Below are 26,325 nucleotides of genomic sequence, written 5' to 3'. Positions count from 1 at the left end.
GCCGGGTTCGTGGACCTAGCGTGCAGCCGATGAAGAGTGTCGGGCTGCAGGAGTTCCTGCAATATCTCGGCAGCGCGCTCACCTCGGCCGGTGAGGCGGTCAACCAGATCGAGGAACGGCTGCTGCGGGTGGCCCGGGCGTACGGTGCCCCGCAGGCCCGGGTCAGTGTGCTGCCGACCTATCTGGTGGTCGCCCTGGAACCGGGTCACCCGGCCACGATGGAACCGACCCGGCTGCTCAACGGCGGGTTGCGGCTGGACCAGACGGCCGCCGTCTACGACGTGCTGAAGGCGGCCGAGCGGACCGAGATCACCCCCGAGGAGGGCATCGAGCGGCTGCGGGCGATCACCCGGATGCCGTCCCGGTTCCACGTGTCGGTGCAGATTCTCGGCTTCGCGGTGCTCACCGCCGGGATCTGCCTGATCCTCCAGCCGACCTGGTCCGACCTGCTGCTCGCGGGGATCTTCGGCGCGCTGGTCGGGGTGTTCAAGACGGTCGGGGCGCGGTGGAGCAGCGTACAGATGATCATGCCGGTGACCGCGTCGTTCGCGGTCGCCGCGACCACGTTCCTGCTGGCCGACAGTGGCTGGGCGGACGCCGACCTGCGGGCCATGGTCGCGCCGCTGGCCACCTTCCTGCCCGGCGCCATGCTCACCATGGCGGTGGTCGAGCTGTCCGCGGCCGAGATGGTGACCGGGGCGAGCCGGCTGGTCGCCGGGATCCTGCAGTTGATGCTGCTCGCGTTCGGGATCATCGGGGCCGCGCAGGTGGTCGACCTGCCCCGCTACGAGGTGCCGGTGAGTGCCCCGGAGAACTCGATCGGCATGTGGGCGCCGTGGCTGGGTGCCGGGGTGGTCGGTCTCGGCTGTTATCTGGTCTATTCCGGCCCGCCCCGCACGCTGGGCTGGCTCTGTCTCGTCCTCTACGCGGGCTGGATCGGCCAGTACCTCGGCGGGATCGTGCTGGGCGGATACCTGAGCGGGTTCGCGGGCGCGCTGGTGCTGACCGTGGTGGCGTACATCGTCGAACGGTTCCCCTCCGGGCCACCCGCGTTGGTCTCCTTCCTGCCGGGGTTCTGGCTGCTGGTGCCGGGTGCCCTGAGCCTGATCGGGCTGACCGAGTATCTGGCCCAGAGCTCGGCGCTCGGCTCGGAGGATCTGCTCGGCGCGGCCGGGTCGATGGTGGCCGTGGCGCTCGGCGTCCTCTGTGGGCACCCCATCTTCCGGGCGCTGGCCCGCTCGTTCGGCCGCACCGGCCTGCTGCGCAAGGAACGGTCGTAAACCGCTCTCCACGGATGAGGCGACGACCACCACAGAACACCGACGATGCCGCCAGAAGCCGCTCTGTCATGAAGGGAGGCGGCGTTGAGCTCTACCGACGTGTCCGCCAAGCGGACCATCAACTACATATCCTGGGTCGCTCTGGCGTTGATGACCACGAGTTCGGTGGCCAGTCTGCGGCCGTCCCCGACGATGGCCGTCTACGGTCTGGCCAGCATCTTCCTGTACCTGGTGCCGGCCATCGTGTTCCTGCTGCCGACCGCGCTGGTCTCGGCGGAGCTGGCGTCCGGCTGGTCGGGCGGCGTCTACAAGTGGGTCAGTGAGGGGCTGAACAAGCCACTGGGCTTCCTCGCGGTGTGGTGCCAGTTCGCCATGACGATCTTCTACTACCCGAGCCTGCTCGGGTTCGTGGCCAGCACGCTGGCGTACGTCATCAATCCCGAACTGGCCTCCAGCGGTGTCTGGACCGCAGTCGTGATCATGGTCTGCTACTGGACCGGTGTGTGGATCTCGTCGCGCGGTACCAGTGGGGTCGCCGGTCTGGCCAGCGGCGGCCTGATCATCGGCACGCTGATCCCGGGTGCCCTGCTGGTGATCCTCGGCATGGTGTTCCTGGGCCAGGGCAACGAGTCGGCCGCCCCGATGACCTCCGACCACCTGCTGCCGGTCTGGGCCGGGCTGTCCAGCCTGGTGCTGATCGTCAACAACTTCCTGTCCTACTCGGGCATGGAGATGAACGCGGTCCACGTCAGCTCGCTGAAGAACCCGGGCCGGGAGTTCCCGCGGGCGATGTTCCTGTCCATGGGCCTGGTCCTGCTGATCTTCATCCTGCCCGCGCTGGCGATCAGCTGGGTGGTGCCGGCCGAGCAGCTGTCGCTGACCGCCGGGGTCATGCAGGCGTTCGACGCGGTGTTCGCCGAGTTCGGCACCCAGTGGCTGACCCCGATCCTGGGCATCATGCTGGTCGCCGCGTCGCTGGGCGGCATGCTGACCTGGCTGGCCGGCCCCTCCAAGGGTCTGCTGCTGATCTCCAAGCAGGAGGGCTACCTGCCGCCGTTCCTGCAGAAGCTGAACAAGCACGGCGTGCAGCAGAACATCCTGGTCGTCCAGGGTCTGGTCACGACGGTGATCGCGCTGGCGTACGCGTTCATCCCGGACGTGTCCAGCGCGTACTGGATCTTCTCGGTGATCACCACGCAGGTCTACCTGATCATGTACCTGCTGATGTTCGTGGCCGCCGTGCGGCTGCGCAAGACCCAGCCCGACCACCCGCGCGGCTACCGGGCCCCGATGATCACCGGGCTCTGCGGTGTCGGGTTCGCGGCGTCGCTGGCCGCCCTGCTGATCGGCTTCATCCCGCCGTCGCAGTTCGGTTCCGGCAGCGTCGGCACCTACCTGCTGATCGTCGCCGGTGGTGCGCTCGGCCTGGGCCTGCTGGTGCCGTACCTCTTCTACCGCCTGCGCAAACCGTCCTGGAAGGAGGCCCCGGCGGCATGAGAGCCAACACACTGCTCTACAGCATCTGCGGGGTGACGGTCCTGCTGTTCGCCGGCATCGGCCTGATCACCTACAGCAACGACTACCAGGCCGACAAGGCTGCCGAGAAGGCCGCACAGCTGCAGGCCGAACTCTCCGCGGCCGGACTGCGGGTGCCGTCGACCGAGCAGATCGTCAACACGCTCGGCGCCGACGGCGGTGCGGTCTGCCTCGACCCGGACGACGCGCTGCGCCGGGGCATCCTCTACGGCATGATCAGCAACGGGGCGGGCGGGCCCGGCCAGCGGCCGGTGATCGCCGACAAACGGGTGGTCCAGGGCCAGCTGCTGATCATCAAGGTGTACTGCCCGACGTACCTCGAATCGTTCCAGAAGGTCGTCGACGACCTCAAACTCGAGGACGCGGCCTGATGGGGCTGCGCGAGGACGTCGCCGCGCTGATGGGCCGGGCCCGCACCGACCTGGCCGAGCTGGTGGCGATCCCGTCGGTGGCCGACCCCCGGCAGTTCCCGCCCGAGGAGTGCGTGAAGGCGGCGAACTGGGTGGTGGACCGCTTCGCCGAGGCCGGCTTCACCGATCTGGCCCTGCACGAGACCAGCGACGGCAGTCAGGCGGTGTACGGGCAACGCCGCTCCGGTGACCCGGACGCGCCGACCGTGCTGCTGTACGCCCACTACGACGTGCAGCCACCGCTGGACGAGGCGGCCTGGCACACCCCGCCGTTCACCCTCACCGAGGTGAACGGACGCTGGTACGGCCGGGGCGCCGCCGACTGCAAGGGCAACATCGTCATGCACCTGACCGCGCTGCGGGCCCTGGGCGACGACGTCGGCGTCAATCTGAAACTGATCGTGGAGGGCTCCGAGGAACAGGGCACCGGCGGTCTGGAGGACTTCGTCGAACGCCACCCGGACCTGCTGGCCGCCGACGCGATCCTGGTCTGCGACACCGGCAACGCGGCGGTCGGGGTGCCGGCCGCCACGGTGACGCTACGCGGGCTGGCCAACGTGGTGGTGACCGTCGACGCACTGGCCGGCGAGGTCCATTCCGGCATGTTCGGCGGCCCCGCCCCGGACGCGCTGGCCGCGCTGATCCAGATCCTGTCGTCGCTGCGGGACCGGGTCGGCAACACCACGATCACCGGGCTGGACAGCGGTCAGACGTGGAGCGGGGCTCCCTACCCGGCCGAGCAGTTCCGCTCCGACGCCGGGCTACGCGACGGGGTGGCCCTACTCGGCGACGGCACGGTGTCCGACATGGTGTGGGCGCGGCCCGCCGTCACCGTGCTCGGCATCGACTGCCCGCCGGTGGTCGGCTCGGCGGCGGCGATCCAGCCGCACGCCCGGGCCCGGCTCAACCTGCGGGTGCCACCGGGCACCGACGCCGCCAAGGCCCAGGACGCGCTGATCGCGCACCTGCACGCGGCGGCGCCCTGGGGCGTACGGGTGAGCGTCGAACCGGAGGCCCTGGGCCAGCCGTTCGAGGCCCGCACCGGCGGCCCGGCCTACCGCACGCTGGAGTCGGCGATGCGGGAGGCGTTCGGCCGGGACATGGCCACCCTCGGTCAGGGCGGCTCGATCCCGCTGTGCAACGTGTTCGCCGCCACCTACCCGGAGGCCGAGATCATCCTGATCGGAGTCGAGGAGCCGCTGGCCGCGATCCACGCTCCGAACGAGAGCGTCGACCCGGGTGAGATCGCCCGCCTGGCCCACGCCGAGGCGCTGTTCCTGAAGCACTACCGCAGGTAGAGGGGGAAGAGGACGGGCCCGGCAGCGCGATGCCGGGCCCGTTCGGCTGACCCGGTTCGGGTTGTCGTGACACCGATGTGCCATTCCGCGGGCCGCGTTCCGATCACACTGGAACGGACGAATCACTCCATTTGCGCGTAAGGAGACCCCGGTGGCTGAGCTGACTCGAATTCGGCTGGCTGGTGGCGGTGAGGTGCTTGTCGAGTCCGCTGAGCCCGGTGACGAGGGGCCGGTCAAGGCCGGGCGGCTGGGCGACCGGGTCCGGGAGGTGTCGGCGACTCTGCAGGAGGCGTTGCAGCCGGTCTCCGAGATGTCCGAAGCGCTACTGGCCCAGCTCAGCCGGGCCCGGCCGGACGAGGTGGAGATCGAGTTCGGCATCGCCTTGTCGGCCCAGGCCGGGGTGGTGATCACCCGGACCGCCCTGAACGGCAATCTCAAGGTCAAGATGAGATGGCGCCGGGACGGGCTGGACACTCCAACGGTGGACGAGGCCACAACCGTCGAGCGCCTCGGATGAGCGCTTGGGCCGGTTCGGTGGCTCAGGTCCTCGGCCCGCAGGGCGCCGTGGCCGGTGCCGGTTTCCTGGTCGGCGACTGCGTCCTGGTCACCTGTGCACATGTGGTGGAAGCCGCCGACAGCGGTATCGGCGATCCGGTCCTGGTCCGCTTCCCGCACGCCGGTGGCGCCCCGGAGGTGGTGGGACGGGTCCTGGCCGAAGGCTGGCAGCCGTCCGACGGACAGGACATCGCCCTGATCAGCCTCGACCGGGTGCCGGACGGGCTGCGGCCGCTGCAACTGGCAGGTTCCGTCGGGCGCCGCGGTAACCCGGTGCGGTCGTTCGGTTTCCCGGCCCAGGCCGGCTCGGACGGTCACTTCGGCTACGGGCAGGCCGGTGACCTGCTACGCCCGTCACTGCTCCAACTGACCGGCGCCAACGACCTGACCGAAGGCTTCAGCGGCGGGCCGGTGTGGGACGACACGGTCGAGGCGGTGATCGGCATGGTCACCGCGGTGACCCGCCCGGACCGCCTCGACCGGGGCACCGGCATCGGCTACGCGATCTCCACGATGGCCCTGCGCGCGGCGTGGCCCGCGCTCACCGTCGCCGACACCTGCCCGTACCGGGGCATCGAGCCGTTCGGCACCGGCGACGCCGGCCTGTTCCACGGCCGGGACCGGGCCGTGCGCACCGTACTCGACGCGCTCGCCGACCGCCCGGCCCTGGTCCTGCTGCTCGGACCCTCGGGCTCCGGCAAGTCGTCACTGATCCGGGCCGGGGTCCTGCCCGCCCTGGCCGCCGGGCACCTGCCCGGCAGCAAGCAGTGGTCGATCGAGGTGGTACGCCCCGCCCCGCCGCTACCGACCGGCCACGACCTGCTGGTGGTCGACCAGTTCGAGGAGACCCTCGCCGAACCTGGGGCCGCCGCGGCCCTGGCCGAACAGATCACCACGATCGGACGGCCGGGACGCACCGTGCTGCTGGTGATGCGCGACGACTTCTACGCCCGGCTGGCCGCCGAGGCACCCAGCCTGCTCGGCACGTCGCGGCCCGATCACCTCAAGCCGCGGATCATCAACGTTCCGGCCACGCTCGACCGTGACGAGCTGCACGACATCATCGTCGCCCCGGCCGCATCGGCCCGCGCCTGCCTGCAGGACGGCCTGGCCGAACGGATCATCGACGACGTGCTCGACGGCCGGGACCGGGCCGCCACCACCGTGCTGCCGCTGCTTGAGGTGACCCTCGAACAGCTGTGGGAGAACCAGTCCGACGGGCTGCTGACCCGCCAGGCCTATGACGGGTTCGGCGGTTTGAGCGGCAGCATCACCAGCTGGTGCGACCAGGTGATCAGCGGCCTGCCGGAGCCGGTCACGCGCTCACTGCTGACCATGCTCGTCCGGCCCGCCGACCCGGAACACAACATCCCGGCCGTACGCCGCCGGCGCCGCATCTCGGATCTGCTCCAGGGCGACGGTGACTGCGGCCGGGTCCTCGACGCCCTGATCGCCGGCCGGATCGTGGTGGCCGGCTGCCCGGAGTCCACCCCCGAGCCGGTCGCCGAACTGGCCCACGACGCATTGATCGACCGCTGGTACACGCTGCGTACCTGGGCCGAGCAGGACACCGCCTACCAACGATGGCTGCACCGGGCCGAGGAGAGACGCCACCAGTGGGCCGAACGCAGACACCCGGCCGACCTGCTGCGAGGCCACGATCTCGACAAGGGCCACGAGTGGGCGACCCAGCGGCGGCTGCCGCCCGAGGTGGCCGCCTTCCTGCGGGCCAGCCAGGACCGGCACCAAGTCAGGGTCCGTCTGACCCGCTGGCTGACCGGCACCCTGGCCGGCCTGATCGTCTTCGTCCTGGTCCTGGCGGGCGCCACGGTCTGGCAGTGGCGCAGTGCGGTCTCCGCGCGCAACGCCGCGCTCGCCGCCACGAACGCCGCCCTCCGGGCCGAGCAGGTCTGGCTGTCCCGGCAACTGGCCGCACGATCGGCGACACTGCTGTCCACCAACCCGGACATCGCCGGCCTGCTCGCCGTGCAGGCCTACCGGACCAGCCCCACCAGCGAGGCCGCCGACAGCCTGCACGACGTCGTCGCCCGGCCCCTCGCCCAGATCCTCACCGATGACGCCGGCGACGTGTCCGCAGTCGCCTACAGCCCCGACGGCATGCACCTGGCCGGCACCGACTCGGACACGAGGGTCCGAGTCTGGAATCTTCGAACCGGCGAATCCCGCAGTCTCACCGGCCACACCGACGACGTGACCACGATTGCCTACAACCCCGGCGGCACTCACCTGGCCGCCGCCGGAAAGGACACGACGATCCGGATCTGGGAGCTGGGGACCGGAAGATCCCGTACCCTCAGCGGCCACACCCGTGCGGTGACCGCGATCGCCTACAGCCCCGACGGCACCCGCCTGGCCAGCGCAAGCGAGGACGGGACGATCCTCGTCCGGGACCTGAGAACCGGCAAGATCCGGACCTTCAGCGAGCACACCCGTGCGGTGACCGCGATCGCTTACAACCCCGACGGCACTCACCTGGCCGGCGCAAGCGAAGACCAGACGATCCGCATATGGGACCCGGCCACCGGCGAAGCCCGCACCCTCACCGGCCACAACGGCGCGGTGACCGCGATCAGCTACAGCCCCGACGGCACCCACCTCGCGAGCGCCGGAAAGGACGAGACGATCCTCGTCCGGGACCTGAGAACCGGAAGGACCCGGGCCCTCAGCGGCCACACCCGTGCGGTGACCGCGATCGCCTACAGCCCCGACGGCACTCACCTGGCCAGCGCAAGCGAAGACCAGACGATCCGCATATGGGACCCGGCCACCGGCGAAGCCCGCACCCTCACCGGCCACAACGCCACCGTTGCCGCGCTCTCCTATCACCCGGACGGAACACATCTGGCCAGCGGCGGCTACGACCAGACCGTACGCGTCTGGGACCTGACCACCGGAGCCTCACCGACCCTCAACGGCCATGCCGGCGCGGTGACCGCGGTGGCGTACCGCCGCGGCGGAGGACTGACCGGCGCCGGCGAGGACGGCACCGTCCGATTGTGGGACCGGGTCGACAGCAGGCCCCGAATCCTCACCGGTCACCGCGGCCGGGTGACGGCGATGGCCTACCACCCGGACGGCACACGACTGGCGAGCGCCGGCGAGGACCGGACCATCCGACTCTGGAATACCACGACCGGCAGGTACCGGGTCCTTGCCGGACATGCCTCCACGGTGCTCGCGGTGGCATACAGCCCGAAGGGGACAGAGCTGGCGAGCACCGGCTACGACCAGGCGGTACGAATTCAGGATCCGGACACCGGCGAATCCCGCATCTTCAAGAGCGGCACCGGCTGGGTTTCCGCGGTGGCGTTCAGCCCCGACGGCAAGCTTCTGGCCGGTGCCCTCGCCGACAAGACGGTCCGCCTGTGGAATGTGGACACCGGCGAATCCCGCACTCTGACCGGCCATACCGGCTGGGTTTCGGCGGTGGCGTTCAGCCCCGACGGCGAACACCTCGCCAGCGCCGGCTGGGACACCACCGTCCGGGTCTGGGACCTGGCCACCGGCCGTTCCCGCGTCCTCCGCGGCCACGACGACATCGTGACCGCGGTCGCCTACAGTCCCGACGGCACACACGTGGCCAGCGCGGGCTGGGATACGAACCTGCTGGTCTGGGATCTCGCCACCGGCATGGCCCGCGCCCTCACCGGCCACGCCGACGCCGTGACCGCGATCGCCTACAGTCCCGACGGCCGGGACCTGGCCAGCGCGAGCAAGGACGAGACGGTACGGGTGTGGTCGGGTGCGGGCATGACACCACCGGAGATGGCCGGACTCATCTGCGAACGGCTGGGCCGTGATCTCACCCCGACGGAACGCGCCGAATACCTGCACCCCGGCGACGACGGTGACCCGGTCTGCTCCCGGCCCCGCTGATGCCGGTCAGGAGCGCCGACGGCGGTCGCGGCGGCGCAGCGGGGCCCGCGGCAGGTGGCTGATGCCGGCCGCGAGATACGGTCCGACCAGTTCCACCCGGTCCCCGGACGGCGCGGTCACCTCGAGCAGCGCGCCGTCCGGGAGGCGCAGGTGCACGGCGATGGCGCCACGCTGCCCGGACAGGCCGTACACCCCGGCCAGGGTGATCTGGGCGAACATCCGCAGCCGGCGGTCGAAGACCCAGCCCCGGCGGATCACCAGGACGTCGTCGCGCCAGTAGGCCCACATCTTGCGGGACCAGCCGCGGCGCAGGCCGCGCCAGCACCGCGGGCTGGGTCCGGCGCACCGGAACCGGGCGGCGAAGACCGGGCCCTCGCGGATGAACGCCCGCCGGCTGCGACGGTCCCAGATGGTGGCGACCAGTAGTGACAGACCCAGCGCCAGCAGCGCGACCGACGCGACGATCGATACGTTCAACCCGCAACTCCTCCGCGTTCCGTCTTCGTTACAGCCTCGACGGATCGGCGGGTGGGCGCGTCACCCCGTGATGATGAGATCAGGAGGCGCGGGCGATGCAGATGCGGGCGTTCAGTCGGGCTCCGGCCTCGTAGAACATGTACTGCACGCCGCCGTCGGTGCCGAACGACGGCGCGGCGGTCCGGCCGTTGTCGGAGGCGATCGGGGTGTGGAAGACGCCGAGGTGGACCTCCCGGTCGAAGGCGTCGCCGACCTCGGTGATCCGCATCTTGCCGTCGTTGCCGTGGTAGGCGACGTAGGTGGTGCCGTTGCGTTCGACCACGTGCGGGCCGGAGATGTCGGTGAGTCCGTCCGGTGCGGGGCTGATCAGCGGGCTCTGGGCGAACTGCCACTGGTCCCAGCCGTTGGGTGACCAGCCGTGGTAGATGTACCGCCGGCCACCGAGCACACCCATGTAGACCATCACGTACCGGCCGCTGTGGGCGAACACCCGGGCGTAGGACGTCTCGGTCAGGCCCGGCACGAGGCGGGTGCTGAGGATCGGTGTCTCGTCACGGAAGGTGAGCCCGTCCGAGGACCGGGCGACGCGGGTGGTGGTGTTCTCCCCGTGGTAGTAGAGGTAGAACTGCCTGGCCGACGGAATCCAGGTGACGTGCGGTGACGACACGTGCGACACGGTCGTGCTGGGCAGCACGTTGTCGATCACCGGGTTCGCGGTGTGCTCGGTGAACGGGCCGGCGAGCGAGTTCGCCCAGGCCACGCAGATGCCGCCGGGCTTCTCGTGCGGCGCGTAGTACAGGTAGTAGCGGCCGCGGGCGCCGCTGATCTTGTCGTAGACGCCACGGATGCAGGGGAAGATGAACTCCCCGGTCGGGTTGTAGGCGAGCGGCATGGTCAGCGCATCCCGCAGGTAGGTGTAGGTGGGCATACCGGCCGGCCCGGCGGCCTGCGCCGCGCGGGGTGCGGCCGCGACGAACAGTCCGGCGGTCCCGGCGATCAACGAGCGTCGTTTCACGATCAAACCCTTTCTAGGGTACGGACGACGAGCCCCCGAATGACCTGAAGTTTCGTCATCGCCATCGGTGCCGGTCAAGGTGCTAATACCTATTACTGCTGGACTTTCCTTGACGCCCGCCGATGCCGTGTCCCACGATCTCCCCAGTTTGTTAATGCGTATTACCGACGTGTTGAAGGGGACCCCGTGTCGAGCGTCAAGCGGGTCACGCAACAGGACATCGCCCGGATGACAGGCGTCAGCCAGACCACCGTGTCGATGGTGCTCAACGAGCGGGAGGACGCGGCCCGGATCGCCCCGGAGACCCGGGATCGGGTGCTCGCCGCGATCCGCCGCACCGGTTACGTGGCCGACCCGGTCGCCCGGCGGCTGGCCTCGCAGCGCAACCGGTTCCTGGGCGTGTTCACCTACGAACCGGTGTTCCCGGCCGGGCTCGGCGACTTCTACCACCCGTTCCTGGTCGGCATCGAGGAGTGCGCCGAGAGCATCGGCTGTGACCTGCTGCTGTTCACCAGCGCGCCGGTGGTCGACGGGCGGCGGCGGATCTTCCACTCGGACAACCGGCTGCGGCTGGCCGACGGCTGCATCCTGCTCGGCCGCTGGCTCGACCCGGACGAGCTGGCCCGGCTGATCGCCGAGGGCCAGCCGTTCGTGAGCGTGGGCCGCCGCGACGACGCCGGCGGACCGGTGCCCTATGTGGGCGCCGACTACCCGACGGCCACGGCGGCGCAGGTGCGGCGGGCGGTGGAGCTGGGACACCGGCGGATCGCCTACGTCGGTGAGGGCGCGGGTGCCGAGTCGCACGCCGACCGGCTGCGCGGCTTCACCACGGCCGTCGAGCAAGCCGGGATCAGCGGGGCCCACGTGCGGTTCACCGACGCCGTCACGGTTCTGGATCGACTACTGGAGCAGGAGGTCACGGCGATTTTCGTGGAAGAGTTCGCGGACGGAGCGGTGCTCGCCGAGGAGGCCGGGCGGCGCGCTCTGGCCGTACCGCAGGATCTGTCCTTCATCGCCCTCGGCGATCCGACCCGGCCAGCGAGCACCGACCTGGAGTTCACCGGCTTCCGGATCCCGCGGCGGGAGATGGGCTGGCAGGCCGTCGAGGTGCTGTCGGCGATCCTGGACGGAACCGGCGGGCCGATGCAGCGGCTGCTGCCGTGCGAGCCGGTGGCCGGGTCGACGCTGGCGGTGGCCCGTGCGTGAGATGCATGCCGACGTCGTCGTGATCGGCGGCGGCCTGGGTGGGGTGGCGGCGGCGCTGGCCGCGCTGCGGGCCGGCCGGACGGTGCTGCTGACCGAGGAGCACGCGTGGCTCGGCGGGCAGCTGACCAGCCAGGCCGTGCCGCCGGACGAGCACAGCTGGGTCGAGCGGTTCGGGGTGACGGCCGGTTACCGGGCGCTACGCGACGGGATCCGCGACTACTACCGGGCCCACTACCCGCTGACCGATCGGGCCCGCCGCACCCGTGACCTGAACCCGGGCGCCGGGCACGTCAGCCGGCTGTGTCACGAGCCGCGGGTGGCGGTCGCGGTGATCGAGGCGATGCTCGCGCCCTACCGTGGTTCGGGGCGGCTCACGCTGCTGCAACCGGCCGTTCCGGTGTCGGCGGAGACCGACGGCGACCGGGTCGTCTCGGTCACCGTCCGCCACCACGGCGAACAGGTCGTGCTCACCGCGCCGTACGTGCTGGACGCCACCGAGACCGGCGAGTTGCTGCCGATGACCGGAACCGAACACGTCACGGGCGCCGAGTCGCAGGCCGACACCGGGGAGCCGAGCGCCGCCGAGACCGCCGACCCGGCGAACATGCAGGCGATGTCGGTGTGTTTCGCGATCGACCACGTCGACGGGGACCACACCATCGACAGGCCCGCACGGTACGACTTCTGGCGTACCTACCAGCCGCCGTTCTGGGGCGCGCCGATGCTGTCCTGGCAGACCCCGAACCCTCGCACCCTGCAGATCTCCACCCGGTCGTTCACCCCGAACCCGGACGACGACCCGTGGCTGGTCGAGGCCGACCAACGGGTCGACCCCGGCGACGGGAACCTGTGGACGTTCCGCCGGATCGCCGCCCGCCGCAACTTCGCCGACGGCACCTATCCGAGCGACATCTGCCTGGTCAACTGGCCGATGATCGACTACTTCGAGGAGCCGTACGTCGGTGCCGCCGACCCGGCCGCGGTCGAACGGGCCGCCCGGGAACTGTCCTACTCGGTGCTCTACTGGCTGCAGACCGAGGCACCCCGCCCGGACGGCGGCACCGGCCGGCCCGGGCTGCGACTGCGCGGCGACGTCACCGGAAGCCCGGACGGGCTGGCCATGGCCCCGTACATCCGCGAGTCCCGCCGGATCCGCGCCGAATACACGGTCGTCGAGCAGGACCTGTCGCTGGCCGTCCGCGGTGACAAGGGCGCGGTGTCCTATCCCGACGCGGTCGGTGTCGGCATGTACCGGATCGACCTGCACCCGTCCACCGGCGGCGACAACTACATCGACGTGGCGTCCTGCCCGTTCGAGATCCCGCTCGGCGCGCTGATCCCCCAGCGGATGGAGAACCTGCTGCCGGCCGGCAAGAACATCGGCACCACCCACATCACCAACGGCTCGTTCCGGCTGCACCCGGTCGAATGGAACGCCGGCGAGGTGGCCGGCGCGCTCGCCGCCTTCTGCCTCGACCGGGCGGTGTCCCCCCGGGCCGTCCGCAACACCCCGGAACTGCTCACCGAGTTCCAGAACCACCTGAGCGCCGACGGTGTCGAGCTGCGCTGGCCCGACATCAGCGGTTACTGAGAAAGGAACGTCATGCGCAAGATCGCTCCCATAGCCGCTCTCCTGCTCCTTCTCACCGCCTGTGGCACCGGCGAGTCCGACGCCGACGGCCCGGTCACGTTGCGGATGACCACCTGGTCGGCGAACCCGGCCCACGTCGAACTGTTCAACGCGATCGCCGCCGACTACAAGACGACCCACCCGGACGTGACGGTCGCGTTCGAGGCGCTGCCGCTGGAGAACTACACCACCACGGTGACCACGCAGATCGCCGGTGGCAACCCACCCGACATCGCCTGGATCCTGGAGGGCGCCGCCCCCGACTTCGTGGCCTCCGGCGCCCTGGCCCCACTGGACGACAGCATCGAGAACACCGCCGACCTGGCCCCGGCCGCCACCGCGTTGTGGAAGCAGGACGGCAAGCTGATCGGCTACCCGTTCTCCACCTCGCCGTTCGGTGTGTTCGTCAACACCGATCTGCTCAAGCAGGCCGGTCAGACGCTTCCCGTGGGCGATCAGTGGACCTGGGCGAACGCGGTCGCGGTGGCCCGCGCCACCGCCGCCGAGACCGGAAAGCAGGGACTGGTCATCCGGGACTTCGACTACAAGGACTGGACCAACCTGGCCACCGTCTTCCGCGGCTGGGGCGCCGACGCGTGGAGCGCCGACGGCAAGACCTGCGGCTTCGACCAGCAGCCGATGATCGACGCGATGACCTTCCTGCACCGGGCGGTGTTCACCGACAAGGCGCTGCCCGCGCCCGGGGTGGCCGCCGACTTCTTCGCCGGCGAGTCGGCGATGACGATCGCCCAGATCTCACGGGCGTCGCTGCTCAAGGACGGCAAGTTCGCCTGGACGCTCGTCCCGCTGCCGTCCGGGCCGTCCGGCGCCTACTCGGTGATCGGGCAGGGCGGGCTCGGCGTGCTCAAGAAGGGCAAGCACGCGGCCGCCGCCGCCGAGTTCGTCAAGTTCTTCACCAGCGAGGCCAACTCGGCGAAACTCGCCCGGTTCTTCCCGCCGCCCCGGCAGTCGCAGCTGAACGCGGCCACCCTGGCCACGGCGAACCCGCTGCTGAAGCCGGAACAGCTGCAGAACGTGGTGATCGACGGCATCGCCACCGGCAAGGTCAAGCCCAGCCACACCGGCAGCGCCGAGATCAACCAGGCGGTCCGGTCCGCGCTCGACCCGCTGTGGAAGCCGGACGCCGACGTCACAGCGGTTCTCGGCGGGGTGTGCACGGCCATCGACCCGCTGCTCGCCAAGTGAACTACTGGACCACCCGGCGCCGCGACCTGCTGACCGGCTACCTGTTCGTCACCCCGGCCCTGATCGGCGCGGTCGCCTTCGTATTCGTTCCCCTCGTGCTGGTCGTCTGGTACAGCCTGCACGAGTGGAACGTGCTCGCCGACACGTTCGACTTCGTCGGGACCGAGAACTATCGCAAGCTGGCCGAGGATCCGCAGGTCCCCGGGGTGCTCCGGGCCACCGCGCTGTTCTCGGCGGGCTTGGTCGTACTCAATCTGGGTCTGGCTCTGGTCCTGGCCGTTCTGCTCAACCAGCGGTTGCGGGGCACGACGGTCTTCCGGGTGCTGTTCTTCTCGCCGGTCGTGGTGTCGCTGCTGGCCTGGACCATCGTGTGGGGTTTCCTGCTGCAGGACAACGGCGGGATCAACGCGTTCCTCGACCTGGTCGGCATCGACGGCCCGAACTGGCTGCGGTCCGAGGGCACGGCGATGGCCTCGGTCGTGGTCGTGCAGGTGTTCAAGAACGTCGGTCTCAACATGGTGCTGTTCCTGGCCGCGTTGCAGGGTGTCCCGCAGGAGCTGTACGAGGCGGCCCGCACCGACGGCGCCGGCCCGTGGACCGTCTTCCGCCGGATCACGCTGCCGCTGATCAGCCCGACGATCCTGCTCACGTCGATCATCACGGTGGTCGGGTCGTTGCAGGTGTTCGCGCAGATCAGCGTCCTCACCCAGGGTGGTCCGGGCACCTCCACCACGGTGCTCGTCTACTACCTGTACCAGCAGGCGTTCCAGTTCCACGCCTTCGGCTACGGCTCGACCCTGTCCGTGGTGCTGTTCCTGATCGTGCTGGCGCTGACCGTTCTCCAATGGCAGATGCGCAAAAAATGGGTGTTCCATGAAAACTAAGAACAGGCTTCTGCTGTACGGGCTGCTGCTGGTGCTGTGTGTGCCGTTCGTCTTCCCCACGTGGTGGATGGTCACCAGTTCGTTCAAGCCGAACGCGGACATCTTCGCCTTCGACTTCGCGCCCGGCACCTGGACGCTCGAACCGTGGCGGCAGGTGTTCACCATGCAGCCGTTCGCCCAGCAGTACTTCAACAGCGCGTACATCGCCGTCGTGGTCACCCTCGGCACGCTGGTGGTGGCGTCGACGGCCGGCTACGCGTTCGCGCGGATCCGGTTCCCCGGGCAGAACGTCCTCTTCCTGGTGGTGCTGACCGGTCTGCTGATCCCGAGCGAGGTGACGATCGTCCCGCTGTTCCGGATGTTCAACAGCCTCGGCCTGGTCGACACCCACTGGCCGCTGATCCTGGTCCCGATGCTGGGACCGCCGAGCGTGCTGGCGACGTTCATCATGCGGCAGTTCTTCATCACGTTGCCCGGCGAACTGGAGGAGGCGGCCCGCATCGACGGCCTGGGCCGGCCCGCCATCTTCCGGCGGATCGCGCTGCCGCTGGCCCGCCCGGCGCTCGGCGCGGTGGCGATCTTCACGTTCCTGCACAGCTGGAACCTGTATCTGGAACCTGTGGTGTACATCTCGTCCCGGACGAAATACACGCTGCCGCAGGCGCTCACCCAGTTCACCGACGCCTACCAGGGACAACTCTGGAACGTGCAGCTGTCGGCGGCGTCGATGACCGCGATTCCGGTGCTGATCGTCTTCGTGATCGCCCAGCGCCAGTTCATCGAAGGTTTGGCCCATACCGGCCTCAAGGGGTGAGCGATAGGTTCTGCGCATGAATCGATGGTGGTTGTGGGCGGTCGGGGGCGTCGGAGTGGTCATCCTGGGGATGGCCGGCTGGAAGACCTTCTTCTCCCCCGATCCGGGCGCGGCCCTGATCGTCGTGGTGATCACCGGCGCGCTGCTGCTGATCAGCCCGTTCCTACTGCCGCATCTGGAGGCGCTGATGATCAGCGCCGACGGGTTCGAGCTGCGGCTGGTCCGCCAGATGGCCCGGCACGGCGCGCCGGAGACCGCCCGGCTGCTGAACAACACCGAGCTGGCGGAGATCGCCGAGGCGTACGGGGTGATCCACACCCAGCTGGTCGGCGGCACCTTCTACACCGTCCGCAAGCAGGTGCAGGATCACCTCGTCACCCGGGCGGCGGCGTTCGCCAGTCAGCGGACCTTCAACCCGGACGAGATCAAGGCACTCTTCCCGACGGCGTCCGGACCGGTCCGGGTGCTGCTGCTCGGGCTGATGCAGGGCGATCCGCGGCTGGTCGACGCGGCGACACTGACCGAGGCGATCACCGTGCCGGTCACCGCCAACGAGCAGTATCAGGCGCTCGTGCTGGCCGAGACGAACCTGCGGCGCTTCACCGAGGCCGAGCGGGCCACGCTGCTGGCCGCCGTGGCGTCGGCCGACCTCGGCAACGACGACAGCGACCGCCGCAAGATCGTCGACCGGATCAAGGCGGCAGAATGATCACATGCCTTTCGCAGTATTCGACGTCGACGGGGTGGTCGCCGACGTAAGGCACCGCCTGCGGCACGTGGCCCGGCCACCGAAGGACTGGGCGCGGTTCTTCTCGGCCGCCGACCGGGATCCGCCGCTGTCCGAGGGAACCGACCTGGTGCACCGGTATGCGCGGGATCACGACCTGGTCTGGCTGACCGGGCGGCCGGAGTGGCTGCGGCCGGTCACCGAGAAATGGTTCGCCAAGCACGGGCTGCCCGCCGGGCGGCTGCTGATGCGGCCCGAGGACGATCGGCGGCCGGCCCGCGACTACAAGCTCAGCCGACTGCGGCGACTCGCCCGGGACGGGGAGATCGCGGTCATCGTCGACGACGACCCGGCCGTCGTGAAACGGCTGAAGAGTGAGGGATTTCCGGTCCGGCTGGCCGACTGGGTGCCGTACGAACGCTCGCTGCGACAGGCACAGGAACGCGACGGTCGTACCTGATTTAAGGTTGCAGGGTGGCGGCCGGTTGGCTGCCACCGTTTTGTGAGGGGTGTGGATCGGTGAGTCAAAACGTGCTGACATCGGCGGCGGGGGTTGCCGCCCAGGCGGCGCGACGGCGTACGTTCGCGGTGATCTCCCACCCGGACGCCGGCAAGTCGACGATGACCGAGGCCCTCGCCCTGCACGCGCGTGTGATCGGCCAGGCCGGCGCGGTGCACGGCAAGGGCGATCGTAAGGGTGTCGTCTCCGACTGGATGGCGATGGAGCAGCAGCGTGGCATCTCGGTCACGTCGGCGGCGTTGCAGTTCTCCTACGGCGATACGGTCATCAACCTGCTCGACACACCCGGCCACGCCGACTTCTCCGAGGACACGTACCGGGTACTGACCGCCGTCGACAGCGCGGTGATGCTGCTCGACGCGGCCAAGGGCCTGGAGCCGCAGACGCTGAAGCTGTTCGAGGTGTGCCGGCAGCGCAGCATCCCGGTGATCACGTTCATCAACAAGTGGGACCGGCCCGGTCACGAGGCGCTCGCGCTGATGGACGAGATCGAGCAGCGGATCGGGCTCAAGCCGACCCCGCTGACCTGGCCGGTCGGGATCGCCGGGCACTTCCACGGGGTGATCGACAGGCGGACCGGGGTGTTCACCCGGATGCAGCGTTCCCCCGGTGGCGCCGACCTGGCGATCGAGGAGGAGATGGCCGACGCCGAGGCCGCGGAGCGCTACGGCGCCGAGTGGGTGACCGCCAACGAGGAGCTGGAGCTGCTCGGGATGACCGGCGCCGACCACGATCAGGAGACGTTCCTGGCCGCCACCAGCACACCCGTGCTGTTCGGCGCCGCGGTCGCCAACCTGGGTGTCCGGCAGCTGCTGAACATCCTGGTCGAGATGGCGCCGCCGGCCACCGCCCGGCCGACCGCCGACGACGGGGAGCGGCCTGTCGACAGCCCGTTCTCCGGGTTCGTCTTCAAGATCCAGGCGAACATGAACCGGGCGCACCGCGACCAGGTCGCGTTCATGCGGATCTGCTCCGGCCGGTTCGAGCGCGGCATGATCGTCACCCACGCCGGGACCGGGCGACCGTTCACCACCAAGTACGCGCAGCAGGTCTTCGGGCAGGGTCGGGACACCATCGACGAGGCGTTCCCCGGTGACGTGGTGGGCCTGGTCAACGCGACCGCGCTCGGCATCGGCGACACTCTCTACGCCGACAAGGCGGTCCAGTTCCCGGCGCTGCCGTCGTTCCCGCCGGAGCATTTCGCGGTCTGCCGGACCGACGACACCGGCGCCTACAAGCGGTTCCGTCGGGGCATCGAGCAGCTCGACGGTGAGGGTGTGGTCCAGGTGCTGCGGTCCGACCTGCGTGGGGACGGCCTGCCGGTGCTGGCCGCGGTCGGGCCGATGCAGTTCGAGGTGGCGAGTTTCCGCCTGGAGGCCGAGTTCGGGGTCAAGGTGCATCTGGACCGCCTGCCGTACGAGATCGCGGCCGTCACCGACGCCGAGGGTAAGGAGATGCTGCGCGGGGAGTCGCAGGTCGAGGTGATGACCCGGATCCGCGATGGTGCTCTGCTCGCGGTGTTCGCGCACCGCTGGCGGATGCGGACGGTGGCCGGCCGTCATCCGAATCTGAAGCTCGACGCGCCACTGGACGCCGGGCTGTAATGCGGAGCGGCTCGCCCGGTCGGACCGGGCGAGCCACTGCACCACTTACTTCTTCTTGGACTTCTTCGACTTCTTGTCTTTCTTGTCCTTCTTCTTGTCCTTCGCCATGGTGGTGCTCCTCTCAGCAGGCAGCATTACGCACCGCTCACGTGATGAAACCGTGTGCGACGGTTGCTGACCGTATGGCACGAAGGTGAACAGCTTTGGCACTCCGGGGCCGGCGCCGCGTCGAGTACACGCCACCGACCTGCGCAAACCCACGGAGACGAAGGTTAATTTGAGATGTACGTCACCCTAACGCGAGGCGACCAGCAGGGTGACCGTGCGATTGCCCTCCGGTGAGCCGTGCGGACCGTCCTTCTGATCGGCGCTGACCAGCTGAAACGACGTCAACGGGAGCCCGCTCGCACGGGCCAGCCGGGCCGCCGCGACCTGAGCCCGCGCCAGGGCGGTGGTCGACCCACCGGCGGTGCGCCCACCGGTGACCGGGACGGCGTGACCGACCACCGTGACCGTGACATCACCGGCGTCGCGCAGGGCCCGCCCGACCCGCTCGAGCGTGGCACCGGCGCCGGTGCGCAGCGTGTCCCCGCGTACGAAGAGGCCCTCGTCGAAAACCACCTCGGTGGCGGCGCCCCGCGCGCGGACGGTGACCCCGGCGACGGCCAGCCCGCGCAGGAGCCGATCCGGGGAGGAGGCGGGCGAAGCCGTGACGGAGGGCGACGGCGCCGGTGACGGCACGGTCGTGACCGGGGTCGCCGGGGCCGACATGGACCCCGGCTCATCGGGCTGCCCGACCAGCAGAACCGCCCCGGACACCAGGACCAGCACCACCAGCGCCGCCCCACCGGCGGTCACCAGCCGGCGACGGCCGCGCCCGGCGATCGCCCGGCGCCCGGCCGCCGCCCCCGCGTGCGACGGATCGGCGGCCAACACCCGCGCCCACGCCGCGTCGGCCGCATCGAACTCGCCACGCTGCGCGTGCACCCGGGCCCGCAGATCGAGCGCCGCCGGCGAGTCGCCGCCGAGCAGTTCGAGCGCGCCGTCGAGGTCACCGGACCGGGCCGCGGCACGCGCCCGATCCAGCGCCAACTCCTCGGAGACACCGGCGGTCGTCATCGCAGCAGGCCACCGATCTTGCCGGCCACCTCGACCGGCAGCAGCCGAACCAGCCGCTGGTTGACCGCGTCCAGAGCGCGCGCGTCCTGCCCGGCGATCGCCTGCCGGCCCTGCGCGATCAGCACGTCGGCCTGGGCCGAGATGCCGAGCTTCTCGTGCTCGACACAGAGCATGAAGAACACCTTGACCGGCCAGTCGGGCGACCGGCGCTCGACCTCCATGAGGAAGTCGTGCACCCGTTCGAGCTGCGCCTGGATCGCCGACCTGTCCCGGGCCTCGATCGCGGTCCGGGCCCGCCGCCGCAGCTCGCCGACCTCACGCCGGTCGGCGTCGTCGGCGGCCATCTCGTCGGCCGCGGACAGCGCCTCCTCCAGCTGCTGGATCAGGTCGGGCAGCCCGACCGCGTCCTCGATGATGTCGAGTTCGGCCTGCACGTTGCGCAGCCGGTCCTCGGCGGTGGCGGCGGCGCCCGCGTCGAACCCGGACGCCTGCACCTGCTCGCGGGCGCCGGTCATGGTGCCCTCCCGGTCCAGGGCGGCGAGCCGGTCACGAGCGTCCTCGGAGTCACCGGAGGCGACCGCCCCACGCAGGTGCGCCATCCGCCGCTCGGCGTCGTCCAGCATGGTGGTCAACGCCACCGGGTCCGGGGTGCGCACGTCGTCGAGGGCGATCTCGGCCTCGAACTGGGTCTGGATCAGCGGCACGTCGGCGACCACGGTGACCAGGCTGGACGTGTCCACCTCGAAGGTCACCTCGACCTCACTGCCGGCCGGCAGATCGATGCGGACGTCCTTGGGCCGGATCTCCAGCACACCGACCTGCCGGTTGCGGTCGCCGCGCGGACGCTCACCCTGCACCACCGGGATGCGGATGACCGCGTCGGCGTCCGACCGGTTCAGCGGCGTCGACGTGCGGAACACCTCCCGCTCCCGGGTCGGCAGGGTGGCACCCTTGCGGACCAGCGGCGCGAAGGCCTGGTCGGCCAGCTGGATGCCGAGCGAGTGGGCCAGCCGCACACCACCGAACTCAACGGCCCGGTGGGTGATCGTCAGCCCGTCCGGGGTGAGCCGCTGCGGCTCGCCCGACGCCGAGGTCAGCTCGATGGTGAACCGGGCGGCCTGCAGGTCGTCGACGTACACCTCGGTGGAGAACGCACCCCGCGCGTTCGGGGTGATGGCGGGCGTACGGTAGTCGGCGTTGCTGATCGTCACCCGGTAACCGGACCAGTCGACGTCGCCGGTGGACACCAGCCGCCCGGCCACCGTGGGCGTGTTGACGGTGGTGGTCGGCTCATAGGCCAACTCGACCGCGAACTCCCCCACCGCCGGCTGGTGTGTGCCGGTCGACGGCCGGCGCAGCGTGCTCGCGAAGATCGCCGCTCCCCGGGCCACCACGGTGGTCGGGTCGAGGCTGTAGTCGAGCGCGATGCCCAGCCCGTGCCCCGGATCGGCGAGGCGCTCCCGTAGGCCGGGGCTGAGCGTCACACCGCCGACCAGGAGCAGCTTGTCGATGTCGTCGACGTCGAGGCCACCCTCGGCGAGCGCGCCCCGGCACAGGTTGATCGCGCGGACGTAGAACGGCTCGGCGACCCGGTCGACGCCGTCGCGGGTCAGCGTGTGCTCGAACGTCTCGGTACGGCCACCGGGCAGCGTGATGTCGACCAGCACGTCCGCGGTCTGCCGCCGCGACAGCATGATCTTGGCTTCCTCGGCGGCCGACTTGAGCTTGGCGAACGCGTCGCGCCACTGCGGGTTGTCGCGCCGGAACTCGCCGACGCCGAGCGCGTTGATCAGTGCCGGGGCCAGCAGCCGCTCGACCACCGCCCAGTCGATCAGCTTGCCGCCCAGGTACGGGTCACCGGCGTGGTTGAGCACCCGCAGGTCACCGTCGCGCTTGCTGACCACCGCCGCGTCGAAGGTGCCGCCACCGAAGTCGAACACCATCCAGTAGGCGTCCTCGTCGGCCTTCTGGAAGCCGTACGCGAACGCGGCGGCGGTCGGCTCCTGCACGAGCGGGCAGGCCACCGAGAACCCGGCCAACGACGCCGCCTCGGTGGTCGCCTTGTTCTGGTTGAGCGCGAACGCGGCCGGCACGGTGATCACCGCGGCGTCCGGTGCCTCGCCGGTGTGGTGGGCGGCGTCGGCGCGCAGCGACTTGAGCACCTCCGCCGACAGCTGGACCGGGCCCATGGTGACCTGACCGTCGACGAACGTCCGGGTCGCGTCGGCCAGACCCATCTCCAGTTTGAACTCGCCGGCCGCGTTGGCCGGGTCACGGTCGGCCCGGTCGCGGGCGGCCCGGCCGACGTGGACCACGCCGGGCTTGGGGATCCACACCGCCGACGGGGTGATGTCCCAGCCGTCGTTGCTCTTGACGACCACCGGCACGCCGTCCTCGACGACCGCGATGGCGCTGTTGGTGGTGCCCAGGTCGATGCCGAAGTCGATCGTGTCACGCATTGCCAACCCCCGGGGTCGAGTCAGTCTTGACGGGGCATCCGACGATGACCTGTCCCATCTGGATGCGCTCCTCGCGCAGGAAGACGGAGGGCCGTACGGTCTCCGTCACGGTTTCGGTGAGCACGTCCGGGTCGTCGTTGAAGACCAGCGCCTCCAGCGAGCGCCCGGAGTCGAACGTCTCCCCGTCGTGGTCGCGGACCACCAGGCCCGCGTCGGCCAGCGCCTCCTGGCACATCCGCAGGTAGCGGCCGGCCTGCCGGGCCTGCGCGCTGTCCCCGCCGGTCTGCTGGGCCAGCCGCCGCCGGGCCCGCCACAGATTGGTGGCGGCGGTGGCCAGCGCTCTGTTGTCGGTCTCGGGTTCGGCCGCGGCGGCGTCCAGTTCGGCGATCAGCGTGGCCAGCCGGTCGTGCCTGGTCTCCGGCCAGGTCGGCGGCGGGATACGGAACGCCCGGTGGTGCCGCCGCTGCCGCCACTCGGTGCGGAGCCGGTCGAGCCGGTCACGGATCACAGGATCACCCCTCGGCGCCAGAGCGTGAGCGTGTGCAGATGTCGGTCCCGCAATCGCGGTGACAGGTTCACGGCCTCCTCCAAGAGGTCGGCGGCGCGCTCCAGCGCGCCGGGCCGGCGCGCCAGCGCGAAGGCCTCGTCGGCGAGGGCCTGAGCGCGCGCGCCCGGCTTCTCGGTGGATTTCGGTGGTACGTCCACCGCCCGCACCGGCACCGACAGCGCGGCCCGGCGTGCCCGTAGTGCGTCGGCCAGCGCCCGCCCGGTGGGTGGTCGCTGTTTCGGGTCCACCGCGAGGGCGGCCAGCAGGATCTCGTCGAGGGCGGGATCCACATCCGGGTTGTACGCGCTGGGCGGCAGCAGCGGACGCTGGAACCGGACCATCGAGAACGACGAGAACTGCCCGCCGTCGTGGTACGGAATGTGGTTGGTGAGCAGCAGGAACGCGATCGTCCCGACCGACCAGACATCACTGGCGCACGAGTAGCCCTGATGTTTGAGCACCTCCGGCGCCATGAACGCGTAGGTGCCCTGCGCGCTGGCCAGGTGGGTGAACGGATCGGCCCGCTTGGCCAGTCCGAAGTCGCTGACCCGGACCCGCATGCCGGTGCCGTCGTAGCCGATCAGGATGTTGGCCAGGCTCAGGTCGCGGTGCACGATCGGCGGGATCTGCGCGTGCGCCACGGCCAGGCCCTCGGCGATCTGCTCGAGGATCTCGACGACCAGGTCGACCGGGACCTGGGAGTGGTACGACCGGGACAGCCGTTCCAGGCTGCCACCGGCCACGTACTCCATGGTGAAGAAGCCGCGCAGGCCGGCCGCCGTCTCGACGATGTTGGCGTCGAACAGCCGCACGATGTTGGGGTGCCCGAGCGTCGACAGCAGTTGCGCCTCGCCGAGCATCTCGCGGGTCTTCTCCAACGAGGCGACCTGTTTGAACAGTTTCATCGCCTGCCAGCCGAGATATTCGTGCCGGACCCGGTGCACCTCGGCGTACGCGCCCTCGCCGAGCAGCCGGTCGATGACGAGCGTGTCGGTGACGCGGTCACCGCTGGACAGCAGGGTCATGAGGCACCACTCACGTTGAGGCGGTAGCCGATGCCCTTGACGGTCTCCAGGATCACCGGCGCGGACGGGTCGGGTTCGATGCTGCGGCGCACGGCCCGGACCACCCCGGCCAGGTCGACCCGGGTGTACGCCCGATGCGACGCCCACTCCTCCCGGGCGCCCCACAGGGCGGTGATCAGCTCCGCGTGGTCACAGGCCACCGCGGCGCCGTCGGCGCTACGGCCGACCATGTAACGCAGCAGCTGATGCCCCTGCGGTCGGAGCCCACTGACCGGCGTCTCGACCCCGTTGAGGATCCGGTAGGCACGCGCCGACACCCAGTCGTAGCGCAGGGTCGGCACCGACCGGGGTGCCGGCAGCAGCGCGCCGACCGGTGCCTGCTGGGTGGTGTGCGGGTCGAGGAACAGCAGCTGCCAGTAGAGCGGCTCGCCCTCCGGGGTCATGTCGCCGAGGATCAGGATGGCGTCACCGTGCTGGATGCGTCGCCGGCCGAGCAGCCGTTCGGTGGTGTCCCGGGAGCGCAGCAGGGTGCCGTTGACGCTGGCGTTGTCGGTCACCATCCACATCCCCTCCACCAGGTCGAGCGAACAGTGCAGGCGGCCCACCCAGCGCTGCGGGTCGGGGCTGAGCGCCACGTCGGGCGACTGCTCGGGGGCGCGGCGGCCGATGGTCACCGAGTCGCCGTCCAGCTCGATGCCGCGGGTCACGCCGTCCGGCGACGTGATCCGCAGCGCTACGGCGCCGGCCACACGGCCTCCACCCGCACCGCAGGCATCGGCGGCGCCGAGTTGCTGTCGTTGTCGCAGTCGGCCAGTCCGAAGCAGACACCGAGCAGCAGCGCGCCGATGGTGATGATCCCGCCCCACGGCACGTCGCTGCCGCCGCTGTTCGCGCCGGCGGTGACCCGGGTGCCGGACGCTCTCAGTTGCGAGGTGACCCGGTCGATCTCGGCCACCGCGCCGGGCAGACCGGCCAGTTGGACCCGCATGTGCGCCGCCAGGTTGCCGGCCGCCGCGTGCTGACCGGACCGGGCCAGGTAGGTGATCCGGTCGAGCAGGTCGGCCAGCCCGGTCGCGTTCTCCCGGAACGCCTCCCGGTTCTCCCGGATGGTCGCCCTGGTCTGCGGGTTGAGCGCCAGCGCCTCGGCGTCGTTGAGCAGCTCGTCGGATCTCTCGTCGAGCGGGCCGCACTCCTCGAAGACCCGGTTGGCGCAGTTGTTGTAGGCGATCGCGACCAGCTCGCAGGCGTTGGACGTACGGCGGAACCGGTTCGGCGGCAGCAGTGCCCGCAGCCGCAGCAGGGTGACCGGCAGCCCCCGGGTGTTCTCGATCGCCTCGTCGAGTTCGCCGGCCTCCAGCAGCTCCCGTGTCTGCCGGACGCCGGTGTCGATCGTCTCGTAGAGCGGCCCGGCCGCCTCGGCCAGCATGTCGCCGGCCAGGTCGGCCCGCCCGGTCCAGCCGTGCAGCAGGCGGGCCAGCGGCTCCGGATTGTCCGACGCGACGGCCAGGGTGACCAGCGGCCGCAGCAACGCGGCGGGCAGTCCGTCGCGCAGTTCGCCGACGACCGTGTCGTCGAGCCGCCGGTCGCCGAGCCGTCCGGCCCGGTGCCGCATGTGGTCCCAGGTGGCGTTGCGCCGCAGAACGCCGTCCCACAGCCGGGCCGCCTCGGACCAGAGCCGGTCCAGGTCGGCGCGGTCGGCGCCGGGCGGGTCCAGCTTGCTGAACTCCTGGTCGAGGGCCATGCCGTGGGCGATGGCCGCCTTGTCGTGCTCGCTGTGCAGGGAGGCCGGGCAGCCGCAGTCGGCGCCCGGCACGTCCCACAGCCAGAAGATCTCGTCCACCAGCCGGTGCCGGGGATCCCCGAGCAGCCTGTCGAACGCCGCCCGGACGTCGTCGGCGTCCACGTCGGACGGGATCCGATCGACGTCGGCGCCCATGCTCATCGCCGCGACCACCTGCTGTCGGCGCTGCCGGACCGCCCGATGGTCGGCGACCGTCGGCAGGCCGGTGACCCGAAACGCGTTCAGTCGGAAGAGATCCGGTCCGGCGGCGGTCCGCAACACATCCGCCGTCGTCTCTGCCATTCGCCCCACCGACCTTTCGTGCCGCTTCCATCC

At 70.5% G+C, this 26,325-nt stretch carries 22 protein-coding genes; 14 read left to right on the top strand and 8 right to left on the bottom strand.

Annotated elements, in window-relative coordinates:
- Nucleotides 1–29: 29 nt before the first annotated feature.
- From Q0Z83_RS15155 to Q0Z83_RS15130, 6 genes are all read left to right on the top strand, one after another.
- The gene (locus Q0Z83_RS15155) at nt 30–1,280 is read left to right on the top strand and encodes a threonine/serine exporter family protein (protein WP_317794554.1); all 1,251 of its coding nucleotides are present in this window, start codon (nt 30–32) and stop codon (nt 1,278–1,280) included.
- An 84-nt stretch (nt 1,281–1,364) separates the two neighbouring features.
- Complete coding sequence (locus Q0Z83_RS15150; protein ID WP_317794553.1) at nt 1,365–2,777, top strand: APC family permease; 1,413 nt, start codon at nt 1,365–1,367, stop codon at nt 2,775–2,777.
- On the top strand, nt 2,774–3,187 hold the full coding sequence (locus Q0Z83_RS15145; RefSeq protein WP_317794552.1) for a hypothetical protein: 414 nt from the start codon (nt 2,774–2,776) through the stop codon (nt 3,185–3,187). The genes Q0Z83_RS15150 and Q0Z83_RS15145 overlap by 4 nt, the downstream gene beginning before the upstream one ends.
- Entirely contained in the window at nt 3,187–4,524 is a 1,338-nt protein-coding gene (locus tag Q0Z83_RS15140; RefSeq protein WP_317794551.1) for a dipeptidase, read from the top strand. The genes Q0Z83_RS15145 and Q0Z83_RS15140 overlap by 1 nt, the downstream gene beginning before the upstream one ends.
- Before the next feature lie 151 nt (nt 4,525–4,675).
- On the top strand, nt 4,676–5,041 hold the full coding sequence (locus Q0Z83_RS15135) for a CU044_2847 family protein (RefSeq protein WP_317794550.1): 366 nt from the start codon (nt 4,676–4,678) through the stop codon (nt 5,039–5,041).
- Nucleotides 5,038–8,976, top strand: a complete 3,939-nt coding sequence (locus tag Q0Z83_RS15130) for an nSTAND1 domain-containing NTPase (protein ID WP_317794549.1) — start codon at nt 5,038–5,040, stop codon at nt 8,974–8,976. Before Q0Z83_RS15135 ends, Q0Z83_RS15130 begins: the two co-directional genes overlap by 4 nt.
- A gap of 6 nt (nt 8,977–8,982) precedes the next feature.
- On the opposite strand, the gene Q0Z83_RS15125 is transcribed toward Q0Z83_RS15130, so the two are convergent.
- Together Q0Z83_RS15125 and Q0Z83_RS15120 are read right to left on the bottom strand one after the other, a co-directional pair.
- Nucleotides 8,983–9,453, bottom strand: coding sequence for a hypothetical protein (locus tag Q0Z83_RS15125; RefSeq protein WP_317794548.1), 471 nt, complete (start codon nt 9,451–9,453; stop codon nt 8,983–8,985).
- Nucleotides 9,454–9,532: 79 nt separating this feature from the next.
- Nucleotides 9,533–10,468 carry a glycoside hydrolase family protein gene (locus tag Q0Z83_RS15120; RefSeq protein ID WP_317794547.1) on the bottom strand — a complete coding sequence of 312 codons (936 nt, stop codon included), beginning with the start codon at nt 10,466–10,468 and terminating at the stop codon, nt 9,533–9,535.
- A 186-nt stretch (nt 10,469–10,654) separates the two neighbouring features.
- On the opposite strand from Q0Z83_RS15120, the gene Q0Z83_RS15115 reads away from it, so the two are divergent.
- Genes Q0Z83_RS15115 through Q0Z83_RS15080 form a run of 8 tightly spaced genes read left to right on the top strand, consistent with a single transcriptional unit; the run spans nt 10,655 to nt 19,059 of the window.
- Nucleotides 10,655–11,674 (top strand): LacI family DNA-binding transcriptional regulator, encoded by a 1,020-nt coding sequence (locus Q0Z83_RS15115; RefSeq protein WP_317794546.1) that lies wholly within the window; start codon nt 10,655–10,657, stop codon nt 11,672–11,674.
- A gap of 1 nt (nt 11,675) precedes the next feature.
- Nucleotides 11,676–13,265, top strand: a complete 1,590-nt coding sequence (locus Q0Z83_RS15110) for an FAD-dependent oxidoreductase (RefSeq protein ID WP_317797082.1) — start codon at nt 11,676–11,678, stop codon at nt 13,263–13,265.
- Between the two features lie 12 nt (nt 13,266–13,277).
- Entirely contained in the window at nt 13,278–14,510 is a 1,233-nt protein-coding gene (locus Q0Z83_RS15105) for an ABC transporter substrate-binding protein (RefSeq protein WP_317794545.1), read from the top strand.
- The gene (locus Q0Z83_RS15100; protein ID WP_317794544.1) at nt 14,507–15,394 is read left to right on the top strand and encodes a carbohydrate ABC transporter permease; all 888 of its coding nucleotides are present in this window, start codon (nt 14,507–14,509) and stop codon (nt 15,392–15,394) included. The genes Q0Z83_RS15105 and Q0Z83_RS15100 overlap by 4 nt, the downstream gene beginning before the upstream one ends.
- The gene (locus tag Q0Z83_RS15095) at nt 15,384–16,208 is read left to right on the top strand and encodes a carbohydrate ABC transporter permease (protein WP_317794543.1); all 825 of its coding nucleotides are present in this window, start codon (nt 15,384–15,386) and stop codon (nt 16,206–16,208) included. Before Q0Z83_RS15100 ends, Q0Z83_RS15095 begins: the two co-directional genes overlap by 11 nt.
- A gap of 16 nt (nt 16,209–16,224) precedes the next feature.
- The gene (locus Q0Z83_RS15090; protein WP_317794542.1) at nt 16,225–16,917 is read left to right on the top strand and encodes a hypothetical protein; all 693 of its coding nucleotides are present in this window, start codon (nt 16,225–16,227) and stop codon (nt 16,915–16,917) included.
- A 4-nt stretch (nt 16,918–16,921) separates the two neighbouring features.
- On the top strand, nt 16,922–17,395 hold the full coding sequence (locus Q0Z83_RS15085; protein WP_317794541.1) for an LNS2 domain-containing protein: 474 nt from the start codon (nt 16,922–16,924) through the stop codon (nt 17,393–17,395).
- Between the two features lie 59 nt (nt 17,396–17,454).
- Nucleotides 17,455–19,059 (top strand): peptide chain release factor 3, encoded by a 1,605-nt coding sequence (locus Q0Z83_RS15080; protein WP_317794540.1) that lies wholly within the window; start codon nt 17,455–17,457, stop codon nt 19,057–19,059.
- Nucleotides 19,060–19,353: 294 nt separating this feature from the next.
- Here Q0Z83_RS15080 and Q0Z83_RS15075 read toward each other — a convergent pair whose 3' ends face one another.
- The 6 genes from Q0Z83_RS15075 to Q0Z83_RS15050 are packed head-to-tail and all read right to left on the bottom strand — an operon-like array spanning nt 19,354 to nt 26,292.
- The gene (locus Q0Z83_RS15075) at nt 19,354–20,178 is read right to left on the bottom strand and encodes a tetratricopeptide repeat protein (RefSeq protein ID WP_317794539.1); all 825 of its coding nucleotides are present in this window, start codon (nt 20,176–20,178) and stop codon (nt 19,354–19,356) included.
- Nucleotides 20,175–22,637, bottom strand: a complete 2,463-nt coding sequence (locus Q0Z83_RS15070) for an Hsp70 family protein (protein WP_317794538.1) — start codon at nt 22,635–22,637, stop codon at nt 20,175–20,177. Before Q0Z83_RS15070 ends, Q0Z83_RS15075 begins: the two co-directional genes overlap by 4 nt.
- Nucleotides 22,630–23,145, bottom strand: a complete 516-nt coding sequence (locus Q0Z83_RS15065; RefSeq protein ID WP_317794537.1) for a hypothetical protein — start codon at nt 23,143–23,145, stop codon at nt 22,630–22,632. Before Q0Z83_RS15065 ends, Q0Z83_RS15070 begins: the two co-directional genes overlap by 8 nt.
- Nucleotides 23,142–24,209: a serine/threonine-protein kinase gene (locus Q0Z83_RS15060; RefSeq protein ID WP_317794536.1), complete on the bottom strand. Its 1,068-nt coding sequence runs from the start codon at nt 24,207–24,209 to the stop codon at nt 23,142–23,144. Before Q0Z83_RS15060 ends, Q0Z83_RS15065 begins: the two co-directional genes overlap by 4 nt.
- A complete protein-coding gene (locus tag Q0Z83_RS15055) occupies nt 24,206–24,958 on the bottom strand; it encodes an FHA domain-containing protein (protein WP_317794535.1) in 753 nt (250 codons plus the stop codon). Before Q0Z83_RS15055 ends, Q0Z83_RS15060 begins: the two co-directional genes overlap by 4 nt.
- Complete coding sequence (locus tag Q0Z83_RS15050; RefSeq protein WP_317794534.1) at nt 24,943–26,292, bottom strand: hypothetical protein; 1,350 nt, start codon at nt 26,290–26,292, stop codon at nt 24,943–24,945. The genes Q0Z83_RS15055 and Q0Z83_RS15050 overlap by 16 nt, the downstream gene beginning before the upstream one ends.
- Nucleotides 26,293–26,325: the final 33 nt, after the last annotated feature.

Source organism: Actinoplanes sichuanensis, from assembly GCF_033097365.1.
GTDB lineage: Bacteria > Actinomycetota > Actinomycetes > Mycobacteriales > Micromonosporaceae > Actinoplanes > Actinoplanes sichuanensis.
Note: the sequence above shows the minus strand (reverse complement) of the source record. Positions and strands in the feature narration are given on the sequence as shown.

Coding starts and splice junctions, on each gene's coding strand:
- Q0Z83_RS15140 (WP_317794551.1), top strand. CDS start 3,187: ATGGGGCTGCGCGAGGACGTCGCCGCGCTGATGGGCCGGGCCCGCACC.
- Q0Z83_RS15050 (WP_317794534.1), bottom strand. CDS start 26,292: ATGGCAGAGACGACGGCGGATGTGTTGCGGACCGCCGCCGGACCGGAT.
- Q0Z83_RS15075 (WP_317794539.1), bottom strand. CDS start 20,178: ATGACGACCGCCGGTGTCTCCGAGGAGTTGGCGCTGGATCGGGCGCGT.
- Q0Z83_RS15145 (WP_317794552.1), top strand. CDS start 2,774: ATGAGAGCCAACACACTGCTCTACAGCATCTGCGGGGTGACGGTCCTG.
- Q0Z83_RS15060 (WP_317794536.1), bottom strand. CDS start 24,209: ATGACCCTGCTGTCCAGCGGTGACCGCGTCACCGACACGCTCGTCATC.
- Q0Z83_RS15130 (WP_317794549.1), top strand. CDS start 5,038: ATGAGCGCTTGGGCCGGTTCGGTGGCTCAGGTCCTCGGCCCGCAGGGC.
- Q0Z83_RS15095 (WP_317794543.1), top strand. CDS start 15,384: ATGAAAACTAAGAACAGGCTTCTGCTGTACGGGCTGCTGCTGGTGCTG.
- Q0Z83_RS15110 (WP_317797082.1), top strand. CDS start 11,676: ATGCATGCCGACGTCGTCGTGATCGGCGGCGGCCTGGGTGGGGTGGCG.
- Q0Z83_RS15105 (WP_317794545.1), top strand. CDS start 13,278: ATGCGCAAGATCGCTCCCATAGCCGCTCTCCTGCTCCTTCTCACCGCC.
- Q0Z83_RS15155 (WP_317794554.1), top strand. CDS start 30: ATGAAGAGTGTCGGGCTGCAGGAGTTCCTGCAATATCTCGGCAGCGCG.
- Q0Z83_RS15090 (WP_317794542.1), top strand. CDS start 16,225: ATGAATCGATGGTGGTTGTGGGCGGTCGGGGGCGTCGGAGTGGTCATC.
- Q0Z83_RS15085 (WP_317794541.1), top strand. CDS start 16,922: ATGCCTTTCGCAGTATTCGACGTCGACGGGGTGGTCGCCGACGTAAGG.
- Q0Z83_RS15070 (WP_317794538.1), bottom strand. CDS start 22,637: ATGCGTGACACGATCGACTTCGGCATCGACCTGGGCACCACCAACAGC.